Source organism: Thalassospira alkalitolerans (assembly GCF_002115745.1).
In the GTDB taxonomy this organism is placed as follows: Bacteria; Pseudomonadota; Alphaproteobacteria; order Rhodospirillales; family Thalassospiraceae; genus Thalassospira; species Thalassospira alkalitolerans.
The window spans coordinates 1-13,116 of record NZ_JFKB01000009.1; the positions used below are offsets into that span (position 1 = coordinate 1).

The following is a 13,116-nucleotide window of genomic DNA, read 5'->3' on the forward strand; positions in this document are numbered from 1 at the left end:
CCCTTGGCCGCCCCAAAGTCACACCGCGCTGCTTTGCGGCATCAATTCCAGCACAGGTATTCTCGATGATGATTTCGCGTTGGAATTCGGCCATGGCGCTGAAAATATGGAAGACGAGCTTGCCGCCCGGCGTGGTCGTGTTGATCCCTTCGGAAAGGGAGACGAAATGCACGCCTTCGTGCTCAAATCTCACCAATAAATCAGCCAAATGCAGGACAGAGCGTCCCAGCCGATCCAGCTTGAATACCACGACACTATCGCCGGAGGAGAGCCCCTCTAGCATCGCATCAAGGCCGGGGCGTGAGCCCTTTGCGCCAGAGACGCCGTGATCCTCGAATGTTGCGTCACATCCCGCAGCCTCCAACGCATCGCGCTGCATGCGTAGCTTTTGGTCTTTGGTGCTGACGCGGGCATAGCCGATTTTACGGCCAGGACAGTTTATCAGAGACCAAGCACTCATATCTCACCTCGCTTAAGCGGGACAAAAACGATCCTTTTTGTCTCGCGCCCGAAATATCGCTGTGAGAGCCAATTTGGCAAAAGGCCGAACGCTAGGATCGGCGATAATCTGCTATTTTTCAAGTTGTAATTATACAATCCCATACCAATATCTATTTTAGACAATAATCATCAATTATGTCTATGAAATTAAACAACACAGAATCAATATATAATTTCAATACAAGAGTCTATTATTTAAGCAATGTTTCAAAAAACTGGACAAATCTGTCTAAATGGCGTATAAAATACGCATATTTAATGCATTTGAGAGTCGATTATTTAATCGAAAAGACAATGAAGGTTTTAAAAAACATATTTGGAAAAGAAAGCCAGCCGGATAACGGGATGTCCCGCCGCAATGTTTTACGCAGCATGATGGCCGGAGCTGGCGGTATTGCTCTGGCTTCTTTACCGCTTGACCAAGCCGCCGAGGCAGGTGAGGCCAAGGCCGCAACGTCAGAGACGATCACTAATGAACAAGCAACCACCCCCGGCGAACGCGGCTTGGACGCAGTTCAGGGGCGGGATGACATGGCCGCGTATTCCAGAGACCCTAATTCACGTGGCATAGGCATTTTTATTAATTTGCAGGCCGACACAACAATTGAACAAGGACAGGATTTAGGCGACTGGCTGAAAGGCGCTTTTGCCAGTCGTGACATTCCGGTTGAGTATCGCATTAATCAGTCACGCGGCACCGCGACCGACCTGACCTTCTATGTGAAGGGGTACGATTTCACAGTCAATGTGGGCAACCTTAAAACAGAGCTTTCGCAGGTGCTCGCGCATCATCGGGGCGCATGGTTACCGGAAACGGTTGCCCTGAACACGCAACCGCAATAGCCATCACCCTAAATTATTAGCAGGCGTCACCGCACTTAAATCCTGTTCGGTAGAAAGCTCTACCTTAGCATCGGGCTTAACGATGTCTGTTTGCGCGGAGGCTGTTTCAAATTCCAGCCGCATGGGCGGGGCGTTACCACGTAAAGGGTTATCCTCACCCAAACCGTGGGCTGTAGAGAAAGAACCAGACGGCGCTCCAAATGCATCATCAAAACTTAGTCCTGACAAACCAAAATTACTTGTGTTGTCGTTTTGCTGGACGGCATTTCCTGTATCATCTCTGTGCTCTAAAGTATCTTCAACTTCTTGTTTTTCTATGTCCTCAAGTACCGCTCGCCCTTCACGAACAGCATTGATATCTGCGGTGCTAGCGATAGTGTGACGCTCCTCCGCTGAGCCGTTCTTCATTATATTTTCAACATAGTTATGATTGGCCATTTTAGTTGTTCGGGTGTCCCAGAATTCTTCAAATTCATTGAACGTCTCTTGCGTTATCTTTCCGCTCTCCAACCCTTTGCGCATTAAGCGCATCTCTTCCTGCGCCTTTCTTTCTGGGTCTCTGATGTTCGCAAGATAGTCCATATTCTCCTGCGACAAAGAGCGCTGCAAAATGTCGTTGATTTCATTATTCAGTATCTTGATGTCGGCTTCCAAACCATCCAATTGCGTCTGTAGCAGCGCCATATAATGTGCATTGGCACGCGCTTTAGCGCTGTCTTGGCGTGTCTGTCTCAAACGGTCGTCTAAATGCGCAAAATAACCGGACATTATGCGGGAGGGCAGTAGCCCCGCCGCAGCGGCCAACATCTCATCGTTATCCTCAATCTTTCCAAGCTTGAGCGCGAAATCGCGGAGTTCCTGCGGGCTCAGATCGGTACGAGCGTTATTCTCATCCGTTTCAGCAAATATGATATCACCGTGCAGTACGCTTTCGGACGCTGCGCCAATATCCATACCTGTGGGCTCCGCCGAATACGTTTCTCCTGCATGATGTTTGAATTCTTCCGATATACTCATTTGCCCTGTTCAAAGAACCGATTGCCTGTAACACACATAAGAACTGTTCGTTTAGACTTCGACCTTTACCCCTTATATTTATTTACATAATACATCAACAGCATTAACTTTGTGTAAAATGATTATTCTTGTTTCTCTGTATTCTTTTATTTTCATACCAACAAATAATACAATAAATGATATAAAACATCGTGAACTTTACGTATCATTTAAGACAAACTCGAAATACTTACAGATGGTTACGGTTTTCTATTAATGTTACTGGATAGTATTCGCCATTTATTAAGGTTTTTACTTCATTATTAAATAATTGAGCTTATGGGGGCGCATATGGATAATGTCGTAGATATTCAAAACGGAAGAATTATAAAAAGCAGTGGCGCGGGCAATGTTGAATCGCCCATGCGTTTCTGGAAAGGTAGCGCGAGTACCGCAACAAAGCAGAAGCCGGATCAAGATGGTTCATCAAACGTTTCGCTTGGTACCGAAGCCTTGGAGAATTACGGCGGTTTCAAATCTCTTTTAAAGGTCGTGCTGAAACAAAAACCATCGGAGCGGGCGAAAAACCTCCGTTTTTTAGCGCGAATATTTATATGCTACCCCCTTCGGGATTTCATATTCAAAAAAATCGGAAATGCACAAGTGAAGCGCCTTGTGAGCCTTTCCCTGAAACTCAATCGCCCGGATTTTCGAATAGATATTACGCAAAGCCACGACCACCGCATATCGGTGTGCTTGGATTCATTGGAGTTTTCAAAGGGCGGCGCGACCTCTATGGAGATACTTTCCGGGATATTGCCCGGTCATGATCCCTATCTCGCGCTCACGCCGTTCGATATGAGAGATACGATGAAGCGCTTGATCCATCTATCCAAACTGACCGATATCGGCGTGCTCGGCCCGGCGGAATAGCGACCACCGTTCATGGTGGTTTTCTTACCCTCCTTATTCCAAAAACGTCAAATCCTCAAAGGGCGCAAGCGCCGGATTTAGCTCCGGCATGCGGCGTGTGAGTGGCTGTTGCTCAAGGCTGCGGATGATTTGAGCATGGAGCATTCGCACAGTGCGCGGGCTTTCGTCCGTAAAATCCGGCGTGTCGTCTCGAAGTCGGCGCGTGGCCTCGCAGGCTTCGCCGACCACTTGCGTATGGGCTAGGCGCAGGCGGAACAGTGTGAGTTTCCCGACATTCCGTTCGCCCCTGATCCCCAGCACAGCATAGAGCCCGTTCCGCCGCCTTAAGCGGGAGGATTATGACGTGCTTGACTGAATGGTATTTGATGGCTTGGGGGCGGATGACGCCGCGACGGTTCTCGGCGTTAGGCCTTGTGCCACGCGGTCGCGCCATAAGAACACACTTAGGTTTTTGAATTTCGCAAACCGATAAAATTGATCCGATAATTTCAATTATAGAAGTATATAGGATACTGTGAAACAGAATCACTAAAGACTATTTCGCAGTATCCGCTCCTCACGTATCATTTGATGAAGGCAAAAATGTTTTCTCAGCTGACTAATGGGATCAAAAATAAATACAAGAAAACTGCTCAAATCACCCAAGCAAGCGTGCGGATGATAGCCTACGCCGAAAGTTTATCAGAACTTTCGTATGCCAAGGCAGAAGCAAAATCAAAAAATATGTGGAGTGATATTAATGAGAAAATCAAACAAGAAGCAGAGTCATTTAATAGCCTAAATGACAAAGGCCTCTATGTGCATTTTTTAGCGTTTCAAAAAGCTTCTATCACCTTTGCGGCGGGGATTTTTGATGATCTTGAGCTTCAACGAGAATGCCTCAATGCCATTAATGAGCTTGATCAGCTTATGCACGACCAAAAAGAGACCATCCAAAACGATCTAATTCTTTTTCTGAACCTGCTATTTTTCCGTATCCGGATCTATCAGTGCATACTAGAGGTTGAAGCTAAGAAACCTAATAAGCCCTCGCTAGGGATCGACGTAAATTTGATTCTAAAGTCGACAAATAAATTTCTCAAACTCGTGGCTGAAAAAAAGAAGAAGATGGATTTTTTCGACCACGCACAGTTTTCTTGGTTCGGGCATTCAGCTCGACTTGTGGTGAATTTTCACAGGCTTAGGTTCGATTCGACGATCAAGCACGATGACTTGGTTGTTGATATCCAAGAAGATATTGAAACAATCGAGAAAAACTGGCTTCAAAAAACCTCCAAACTATCAACTGTCGCGCGTAGACAGGGTGTAATCAACCGATCATTGGCACAGATAGAGATCGGAATAGTCAGAGATGACTGGCCGCTTATATCTAAGGGATTGTACAGTTTAATTGATCTTACAGGTATTCCTGCCCGTGGAGAAGATGGTGTTGACTTGTTTGAGATTGATCTTGAGCACTTACTTTGGTGCTTGAAAGCGGTTGAGTATCGTGAACTAAGCGCGGATATGCCTTTAGGGTATGATGCATCAATCGAAAGGATGATTAGTATTGCTCATCGAATGTATGTAAGCGGTCGGTACCAGAAAAACCATACGTTCCTTGAGACTGGCGTCCTCTTATCGAACATCTATGTAAAAAGGGAAAATTGGGAAGGCGTTGTTGCTGTAGCCAGTCGAGTTTTCGAGAATGTGAGACAGTCTATCGGAATTAATCGTGATCTTGAAGATTTTCAGCATCACGTTACCAACGTGCAGAAACTAGGCAGTGAAGCTGCATTTGCTGCTCTACAAATTGCTTCTGACGATAAAGCCAAACCGCAAAAATATTCTGGTATTGAACTTGTGGAAGCCTCGCGCTCACTTACTTGGAAGTTTGGTCGTGAGAAGTTCGTTCATCGGAAAGGTGAGACGGATTTGTTTGATATTTCAAAATTTTCCATCAACCAAGAGTGCCAAAACCGGGTGAATATTTTTGTAGACGTCGCGACGAATGGCACCGCGCTTCATATATTGGACAACACTTCTCGCAAAGGTTCGGTTTATCTCGTGCGGCTTCCCAATTTTACGAGGCAAGTGCTCGATGAATTTATGAATAGTGAGAGTGGCTGGATTTACGCTTATGACAAATTTCGCTGTGAAGCCTCGTCCTTGTTGATTGAAGCAAAGAGTTCGGCTTGGGCTGATTGGAATGAAATGGTTGCACACGCACTTTCGTGGCTGTGGCATAATATTGGCAAAGCTATCCATGAAGCTCTGTTGGAAATCGGGATTTTGCAGAACTCTCATGTGCATATCGTTAGCTCCGCACCGCTTATGAACTTGCCGTTGCATGCGTGCGGGATCAAAAACGAAAAAGGTGCGTGGTGGTGTTTGAATGACAACTGGCTTGTGACCGTTTCAGATTCCGTTCTTCATAATATGTACTTGCCAGCGGAGATGGTCGACCGCCCTAACCACCGGAAGAATGATCATCGCCTTGCCATCATAAATCCGAGCGGTGACATCAGACTCAAGTCAGGCAATTTTCCAAACTGTTTGGTTTTGAGTGGCAAAGAGGCAACAAAATTGGAGGTCGTAAAGCAGTTAAGAGTATCCGCATCAGCGACTTTCTTTTGCCATGCTCAATTCGATAAGAATACTCCTGAAGCTTCTGGCTTGGAGTTAACAGCAGGTGACATTTTATCTCTGTCTGATATACGCAATCTTGACCTCTTGCGCGCTCCTGTTGTTATGCTTGGCGCTTGCGAAAGCACTGTAGCAGACGCTCTGTTTCAAGGAGACGAGGCAAGAAACCTTGCAGCCGGGCTCCTGTGGGCTGGTGCATCTGCCGTTATAGGTTCCGCATGGCCGGTTACCATTGAATGTGCTGAAAGTACGATTAAGCCAATCTTCAATATGGAGCTTGAAACAGCCAAGCAACATGCAACTCATTTAACCAACATACAGCGGCAGATGCGAGGCGCGAAACGTGCAACGTGCATTCCGATTGAGGCAATTAGCACTGCAACCGGTTCAAATGACAACGTTGAAAAGTTGCTTTGCGGAGATGGGGGGTACGAAGATTTTTCTATGCCTGCAGCATGGGCGAGTTTCTCAATCTATATTAGATAGGGGGCTGCTAGTTATCAAACTCAAGGTTTGGGAAGTGTGGCTGCCCACCAGTCCCAACGATATCGAAAAAGCTTTGGCCTCGCTCTTGTGCCGCCTTGAACTCAACACTCATCAAGCGATCCCAAAATGCTTTCTTTGCTAAGTTTTCAGGGTCGCTTCTCGAAATGTTTAAGGCTCCTATTCGACCGGATGGAAGGTATCCATCACTGTCTTTGAGCAAAGCATCTCGTTGAGATGCAATCTCACATAGTTGATCCATCATCGCATCTATGTCACCAAACTCTTTCGACAAGTCACGCAAAAATACATTACGAATGAATTCGTACTCTTCCGGCCTCATTGTCAAAACAGCAAAGGCTTCATCAGAGCAATTGTGAGCCACCCAATGCATGGCAGTATAGCCACTATTGCTGTCAAACGCATTAATATCTGCACCATTAAGTAGGGCTCTAATAATACCGTTGACATCATCATCTTGCGCGTATTTTAGTAAATTATTATCATTTTCAAGCATTATGTAGTCTTTAAAATAGTTTTGTTTATTTATTTTTTTATCAATATTTGAAAAAAGGAAATTCCCATTTGATTTTATTATACGCAAGTACATATGTTTTTGCAATTTATTGCTCAATTTCTCGAAACTGTTGTATGCCTTAATTTCTCCGTTGTGAGGATCACGCAAATATATCGCATCTCCATCTCCCTTGTTTTGAACCTGAGAGGTTGGAAACGTATCGCCATCGGCTGTCTCAAGAATTAGTGCCGTGCTCAAACTCAAGGAAAAAATCAAACCATTATATGTAAGGTCAGTTTCACCGCTACCTTGTCGACAGCGAAGATAAAATGCGTCGGCAATTTCAGACTCTTTTCGTTCAAATATGATGACTCTACGGCGGCTGACCATATGGTTCTGACGAATGACCCGCGCGGTTAACAGGGATTGAACTTCATGGAAATTATCAGACTTTTTATCGAAGAAAAAATCACCGCCCGGAATGATTAATGGAGCTTGATTCCGGTCACTTTTAGCGCAAACAGAAAACGGAAATTTTGAAACATCATTATTAGCAAGCATGTCAATTTCACCATCGTTGATCCATTTGTTCTCCTTTAGGTATAGAAAAATTTCGTGCAAGAATTCGTTTCTCGGTCGACGGGTCTTGCGGCAAAGAAAATTCTGAAGTGTGTCATTCTTTAAGGTAGAAAATTTATCATACTCGTCACCTTCCTCGATACTATCGTTATCTAGGCAATCTTCATCATATGACGTTGCATCCGAGTACACGATATCTGTCAGTAAATCTCGAACAGATGTGCGATTAAATTGTGCCGAGTACAAGAATATTAGACGTTCTCGTATCAGGGTGGCCTGAAGTTCTGAAAAAATTTCTTCCATCTGTCTTCCTATAAAGTTAGGCCAAAAGTTGAATTTGGGATCAATCGTCTTCCCGAAATTATAAACGTTATAAGTTCGGAATCTTGGATTTTTCTTCTGCCATTGTCTGACCGTCAACCCACGGCGTCCGTTGTGAAGTTTGTTGTCCTTCTTACCCGAAAGGGAAGCCGCGAAGAAAGGCACGAAACTCTCTTTAGACGAAGGTGTTGTCGAAAAATCAATGGAAGGAAGAGACCATGTTTACGAAAAAGAAGCTTGTTAGTGACTCCTCGGTCCGCTGTCAGCGTTACAAGAAGGTAGTCGACTGGGATGCGGTTTTTGGCGCTATCTTCATCGGCGCCGTGGTGATCAGTATTCTCGCCGCGCTCTTCGACTGAGCCCGATAAGCCCCCGGCGGATAATCCGTTGGGGGTTCTTCTTTTTACGGGAGAACTCTGCAATGAATTCACAATACTCCAATCCATCAAACGCACACAGCGGCAGCAACAACGGTGGCCCGCCGGGGCAGAACTTGCTGTGCATTTGCCTTGCGTTGCTCGCAGCCGTTCTTGGAACGCCATATGTGTTTCACTATGTTGGTCCGTTCATCGAACGGCTGGTCTATGAGGCCTATGGCTGGCGGGAATTGGCGAGTTTCATGTATGCCGCCAGTTTCTTACTGACAAGTCTCGTGATCTTCGCAATTAGCCGTATGACACTTTGGTATGCGATCACGGCTATTGTCACCTTTGGCGCACTGCGCTTCGCCAGTCTTGCGGTGTAAGTTATGAGTGCATCGTTCGGGTATCATTCAGATCAGCCCTTCGGCTCGGCTCGGTGGGCTGAGCCGGGGGAGATCGCGCGGGCGGGTTTGTTTGACCGTCAGCCGCATTCGCTGCTGGTCGGGTTTTTCCAAGGCCGCGCGCTTTGGTATTCCGACATGGGTGGAGCAGCCTGTTTCGCAGGGCCTAGAAGCGGCAAAGGAGCCGGACTCATAGTTCAGAATTGCTGCTGGGGCATCCATAGCCCTTCGATGCTGGTTTTGGATGTGAAGGGCGAGATTGCCGCCGTGACGCGCGATCAAACGCCCGACCGTAAGTTCTGCCTTTATTGGAACCCGCAAGGACTGCACGGCATTCAGGGCGATACGATAAATCCGCTCGACCATATTCGTAAAGACAGCCCGACGTTGATTTCCGACACCAAAGTGTTCGTTGAGAACGCACTGCCGGAAAGTGGCAGCCCGCAGGGGCGGTTCTTTGAGGGGCGCGGCAAGGAGATTGTCGAAGCGCTTTCGATAACGCTCACTCTGCGCGATGGTGTCCTGACCTATCCGGCTCTCTACCGCGCAATCAATCAGTTGGTGATCGGCGGCGATGTGTGGCTCGATATTGCATTTGAAATGCAGGAAACCAGAATTGAGTTCGTCCGGCGCATCGAAGAGGAAATAGCCTCGGCGCGCGATGATAGTTCCGGCGGTTTCAAAGGTATCATCGGAGAGATTACCCGTGCCTTTTCCTGCCTGTCCGACCCTGATTTGATGGCTTCTGTCTCACCGCCTTTTACAGCCTCCATGGCGCAGATGTGCGAGAGTGATCAGACCTATCAATTTTACCTCATGCCGCCCGGCGACATGGTTGAAGCGTGGGCGCCTGTCCTCAAATCCTTCTTCGTTAATGCACGCACCTACAAGGCGCGTGCGCCCGCCGCGCCGCGTCAGACATGGGTGCTGGATGAAATTGGTAATTTGGGCTCGTTTCCCTTGGCGCTGAAACTGTTTACCCGCGATGCAGGGCTTGGTATTCGGCCTTGGGGGTTCTGGCAAAGCACCGAACAAATGAAGGCGCTTGCGCCCGGTGCTGAAAAGATCATTCCTGCCTCGGCAGCGCTGCAAAACTGGTTCGGCATTCGCGATGATGGCACCGCTATCGCACTGTCGCGGCGTATGGGGCACGAAACCCTGCGCTATGTCGACGAACAGCGCCGTGAGACCGCTCGCCATGCCAAGCGTAAGGCCGTGCAATCTATGTTTGCGGGGCAAGACCCGTTCAAAGCCGCCTTTGATGCGCAGCATCAGACACGGATTAGCAACATTCCTGCTCTCAAACAGCGCGCTTTGATGACACAGGACGAGGTTCTCGGTCTTCCGCCCGGCAAGCAGATTATCTTTGCCGATCAGCTTGCTCATCCCATTTTGGCGGATCGCTTTCCCTATTATGAATTGCCATTTATGGCCGGGCGCTATCACCCGAACCCTTTCTTTCCGCCGGATACTCATGTGCAAATCATGACCCCGCGCGGCGCAGCGTGGCGACCTGTGATCACAGAGCCCGTGCCACGCTTTTTCGCGCACTACCCGCAATATCGAGACGGAACATGGAGCCGCATCGGATGACCAACTTTGCCAAGTCGATATCAACCACGCCAATCGAGGCAATTTCGCCGCGCCAAAGTTTCAACGAAGTGAAGCGTGCGGACGCCGAGGTGATAGAGCCGCGCAACTCGGAGATGATTGCAAAGGAGCAACCAAAACCGACCTTGCATCCATCGCCCGCTCTCTCCTTCGGCTCTGATGGCGCAGTTTTCAATGCCGCGTGGGAGCGCGAACAACGCCGCGCTGCCTTCATCCGCGAACGTACCGATCCCGAAAGCGGCGGGCGCGTCCGTGTTCTAAATCGGGATTTTAACCGCTGAGAAAAGGAACAAAATCATGACGCAAGAAAAAGACAATGCGAAACGTCCCGAAGCGACGCTTCGGGACGGTAGTGTTAAAGCATCTATCTGGCGTAACGAGGGCGATAACGGCACATTCCACTCCACCGCTTTCGCTCGCACCTATGAGGACGGAGAGGGTAATCCGCGCGATACAAATAGCTTTACGGGAACCGATCTTTTGAAGGTCTCGGAACTTGCGCGCCAGGCCTACAATAAATCACGCATTCTCGACCGGGACGAGCGCCGCGCCGCCTTTGACCAAGCCCGCCAAGAACGTCCACTTGATGAGCAGAAAACGCGTGGCCGATAGGGCGCATACGCTCGTATGACCCCATGGAGCCATGAAGCAAAATAGGATAATATTCCTTCTTTGTTTCGTTCGGTCACAAGGAAAGGGGGCGAGTAACGAAGATTAACACTTGAACAGAAGGAGGTGCCCCATGGCTCCGCAAAAGCATAAGGCCGAATTCAACACCAAGACCGGGAACATGAAGCCTCTTGTTCCTAAACGTAATTCGGTCGAATTCGATGCGGTAGAGTTCATGCACTTCCTTGAAGAAACGGATTGGACGGACGAGGAAAAGGCTGAATACATCGCACTGGTTTGGAACATCATCTGCGAGTTTGTTGCGCTGGGGTTTGGTGTTCATCCCATCCAGAAAGCGCAAGAAGACTGTGGAAAACGTACCCCTTCCAGCATGCAATCACCTTTGGCAGCGGCGGCTGTGGTAAACTCTTCTCATAGCAATTTGATTGAAAAATTTGTGCGTCTGAGCGGAGTAGAACCTCTCTCGGACGGGGAAGGAGTCAGTGATGGATAAGTCGCAAAAAGCCCTGATTTATTGCCGTGTATCGGGCAAAAAGCAAACAAAGGACGGTTCCGGCCTCGACAGTCAGGAATACCGCTGTCGCCAATATGCCGAGGCCAAGGGATACACGGTCGAAGCCGTGTTTCCCGACGATGTCTCAGGCGGTGGTGATTTCATAAAACGCCCCGGCATGGTGGCGCTTCTCGCCTATATGGATGCGCGTTCTTCCGAGCACTTCGTTGTGATTTTCGACGACCTCAAACGCTATGCACGGGATGTCGAATTCCACCTCAAGCTTCGCCGCATCATGAGCGAGCGCGGCGCAGTGCGTGAATGTCTCAACTTCAATTTCGAGGATACGCCGGAAGGCAAATTCAACGAGATCATCTCTGCCGCCGCCGGAGAGCTTGAGCGCGAACAAATGGGACGCCAGAACAAGCAAAAGGCCATGGCGAGACTTGAGCAGGGTTACGCCATACGCTCGGTGCCGCCTGTCGGTCTCAAATACGTTTCCGCGAAAGGAGGCGGTAAGGTTCTGGTGCATGATGAGCCTGTTGCTTCCATCGTCCGTGAAGCCCTCGAAGGTTTCGCATCAGGACGTTTTGCCTCTCAGTCGGAAATCATTCGCTATCTTGAATCCGAACCTCATTTTCCAAAAGATTTACCCGATGGCCGTATTCGCCAGATGACGGTCAAGCGAATGCTCACGCAAATCCTCTACGGTGGCTATGTCGCCATGCCCAGCTGGGGTATCTCCATGCGAGAGGCCAAACATGAGGGTATTGTCAGCAAGGAAAGCTTCTGGCGCATTCAAGACCGCCTCAAGGGACGGCCTGTGATGCCTGCACGCAAGAATATGAGTGAGGATTTTCCATTGCGCGGTGGCGCGATTTCCTGCGCGTGCTGCGGCTATGCTCTGACGGGCGGATGGAGCACAGGCAAATACAAGAAATATCCTTATTATTTCTGTCATCACCTAGGTTGTTCCGAGCGTGGAAAGACGATCCCTGTGGCGAAACTGCATGGGCGGTTCGAAGAACTGCTCAAATCTCTCCAACCAACGCGCCAATTTCTTGGTATGGCAAAGGTAATGTTTACCAAGGCATGGGAAGCTCAGGCTGCGGGGTTGTCGGAGGCAGCTAAAACTTACAGCAATAAAGCGCACGAATTGGAAGTCGAAATCGGCAAGGTGGTTGACCGGATGATGGAGGTTTCTAATTCTCGTGCCTTGAAAGCCTTTGAGGATCGCATAGAAATCTTGGAGCGCGAGAAGCTGATAGTGCTGGGAAAAGCGGCAAAAAAGCCCGAACCAACACGCCCGTTCGGCGAGATGTTTGAACTCTCAATGCGATTTCTCGCAAACCCTTATGATTGTTGGAAAATAGGGGAGTCTGCTGCACGACATTTAGTCGTCCGACTGGCCTTCGATCAGCGACTTTCTTATACCCGTGAAACGGGCTGTTTGAACTCTAAAAAATCCAATGTTTTTAGAGCTCTAGAGGGTATATCAATGTCGGGAAAGTCGATGGTGCCCCCGGGGAGAATCGAACTCCCACTCTCAAAGAGAAACAGATTTTGAGTCTGCCGCGTCTACCAATTCCGCCACAGGGGCAGGCATATATGGGTGCGTTGCGCACCCGCCATCGTGGGGGCGGATAATAGCTGTAAATTTCGTGCGGTCAATGGGGCTTTACGCAAAAATTGCATCATAATTCACGCGCGCGCTGGATGTCCGACTTTGGATCGGATAACACCGTTGTGATGTTTCCTCAAATGCGGTTACATCACGCCCATAATAGACCATTACGCCACGTTGTTTCGACCTCACAACTC

General features: G+C 48.5%; 12 protein-coding genes, 1 tRNA gene and 1 pseudogene. 10 read left to right on the forward strand and 4 right to left on the reverse strand.

Going from position 1 to position 13,116, the window contains the following annotated elements:
• Nucleotides 1-460 (reverse strand): recombinase family protein (locus tag TALK_RS13465; protein WP_139833831.1); only part of this gene is annotated, 460 nt, incomplete at its 3' end.
• 182 nt (nucleotides 461-642) lie between these two features.
• Between TALK_RS13465 and TALK_RS13470 the strand changes: the two genes are divergently transcribed.
• Nucleotides 643-1,344 (forward strand): hypothetical protein, encoded by a 702-nt coding sequence (locus tag TALK_RS13470; RefSeq protein ID WP_139833832.1) that lies wholly within the window; start codon nucleotides 643-645, stop codon nucleotides 1,342-1,344.
• Between the two features lie 3 nt (nucleotides 1,345-1,347).
• Here the strand turns inward: TALK_RS13470 and TALK_RS13475 are convergent, their stop codons facing one another.
• A complete protein-coding gene (locus TALK_RS13475) occupies nucleotides 1,348-2,361 on the reverse strand; it encodes a hypothetical protein (RefSeq protein ID WP_169715036.1) in 1,014 nt (337 codons plus the stop codon).
• Between the two features lie 330 nt (nucleotides 2,362-2,691).
• On the opposite strand from TALK_RS13475, the gene TALK_RS13480 reads away from it, so the two are divergent.
• Together TALK_RS13480 and TALK_RS13490 are read left to right on the forward strand one after the other, a co-directional pair.
• Nucleotides 2,692-3,273, forward strand: coding sequence for a hypothetical protein (locus tag TALK_RS13480; protein WP_085619666.1), 582 nt, complete (start codon nucleotides 2,692-2,694; stop codon nucleotides 3,271-3,273).
• Between the two features lie 582 nt (nucleotides 3,274-3,855).
• On the forward strand, nucleotides 3,856-6,384 hold the full coding sequence (locus TALK_RS13490; protein WP_169715037.1) for a CHAT domain-containing protein: 2,529 nt from the start codon (nucleotides 3,856-3,858) through the stop codon (nucleotides 6,382-6,384).
• A gap of 7 nt (nucleotides 6,385-6,391) precedes the next feature.
• On the opposite strand, the gene TALK_RS13495 is transcribed toward TALK_RS13490, so the two are convergent.
• On the reverse strand, nucleotides 6,392-7,963 hold the full coding sequence (locus TALK_RS13495; protein WP_085619669.1) for an ankyrin repeat domain-containing protein: 1,572 nt from the start codon (nucleotides 7,961-7,963) through the stop codon (nucleotides 6,392-6,394).
• A 53-nt stretch (nucleotides 7,964-8,016) separates the two neighbouring features.
• On the opposite strand from TALK_RS13495, the gene TALK_RS22125 reads away from it, so the two are divergent.
• From TALK_RS22125 to TALK_RS22440, 7 genes and pseudogenes are all read left to right on the forward strand, one after another.
• Nucleotides 8,017-8,157, forward strand: coding sequence for a hypothetical protein (locus tag TALK_RS22125; RefSeq protein WP_169715038.1), 141 nt, complete (start codon nucleotides 8,017-8,019; stop codon nucleotides 8,155-8,157).
• 62 nt (nucleotides 8,158-8,219) lie between these two features.
• Nucleotides 8,220-8,543, forward strand: a complete 324-nt coding sequence (locus TALK_RS13500; protein ID WP_085619670.1) for a hypothetical protein — start codon at nucleotides 8,220-8,222, stop codon at nucleotides 8,541-8,543.
• Nucleotides 8,544-8,546: 3 nt separating this feature from the next.
• A complete protein-coding gene (locus TALK_RS13505) occupies nucleotides 8,547-10,154 on the forward strand; it encodes a type IV secretory system conjugative DNA transfer family protein (RefSeq protein WP_085619671.1) in 1,608 nt (535 codons plus the stop codon).
• Nucleotides 10,151-10,453, forward strand: a complete 303-nt coding sequence (locus TALK_RS13510; RefSeq protein WP_085619672.1) for a hypothetical protein — start codon at nucleotides 10,151-10,153, stop codon at nucleotides 10,451-10,453. Before TALK_RS13505 ends, TALK_RS13510 begins: the two co-directional genes overlap by 4 nt.
• A gap of 16 nt (nucleotides 10,454-10,469) precedes the next feature.
• Entirely contained in the window at nucleotides 10,470-10,784 is a 315-nt protein-coding gene (locus TALK_RS13515; protein ID WP_211274825.1) for a hypothetical protein, read from the forward strand.
• 130 nt (nucleotides 10,785-10,914) lie between these two features.
• A complete protein-coding gene (locus TALK_RS13520; RefSeq protein WP_085619673.1) occupies nucleotides 10,915-11,295 on the forward strand; it encodes a hypothetical protein in 381 nt (126 codons plus the stop codon).
• Nucleotides 11,288-12,103, forward strand: a pseudogene (locus tag TALK_RS22440) (recombinase family protein); the annotation flags it as partial. The gene TALK_RS13520 and the pseudogene TALK_RS22440, both read left to right, overlap by 8 nt.
• A 706-nt stretch (nucleotides 12,104-12,809) precedes the next feature.
• Here TALK_RS22440 and TALK_RS13530 read toward each other — a convergent pair.
• Nucleotides 12,810-12,895, reverse strand: a tRNA-Leu gene (locus TALK_RS13530).
• Nucleotides 12,896-13,116: the final 221 nt, after the last annotated feature.

Coding starts and splice junctions, on each gene's coding strand:
- TALK_RS13470 (WP_139833832.1), top strand. CDS start 643: ATGAAATTAAACAACACAGAATCAATATATAATTTCAATACAAGAGTC.
- TALK_RS13475 (WP_169715036.1), bottom strand. CDS start 2,361: ATGAGTATATCGGAAGAATTCAAACATCATGCAGGAGAAACGTATTCG.
- TALK_RS13480 (WP_085619666.1), top strand. CDS start 2,692: ATGGATAATGTCGTAGATATTCAAAACGGAAGAATTATAAAAAGCAGT.
- TALK_RS13490 (WP_169715037.1), top strand. CDS start 3,856: ATGTTTTCTCAGCTGACTAATGGGATCAAAAATAAATACAAGAAAACT.
- TALK_RS22125 (WP_169715038.1), top strand. CDS start 8,017: ATGTTTACGAAAAAGAAGCTTGTTAGTGACTCCTCGGTCCGCTGTCAG.
- TALK_RS13500 (WP_085619670.1), top strand. CDS start 8,220: ATGAATTCACAATACTCCAATCCATCAAACGCACACAGCGGCAGCAAC.
- TALK_RS13505 (WP_085619671.1), top strand. CDS start 8,547: ATGAGTGCATCGTTCGGGTATCATTCAGATCAGCCCTTCGGCTCGGCT.
- TALK_RS13510 (WP_085619672.1), top strand. CDS start 10,151: ATGACCAACTTTGCCAAGTCGATATCAACCACGCCAATCGAGGCAATT.
- TALK_RS13515 (WP_211274825.1), top strand. CDS start 10,470: ATGACGCAAGAAAAAGACAATGCGAAACGTCCCGAAGCGACGCTTCGG.
- TALK_RS13520 (WP_085619673.1), top strand. CDS start 10,915: ATGGCTCCGCAAAAGCATAAGGCCGAATTCAACACCAAGACCGGGAAC.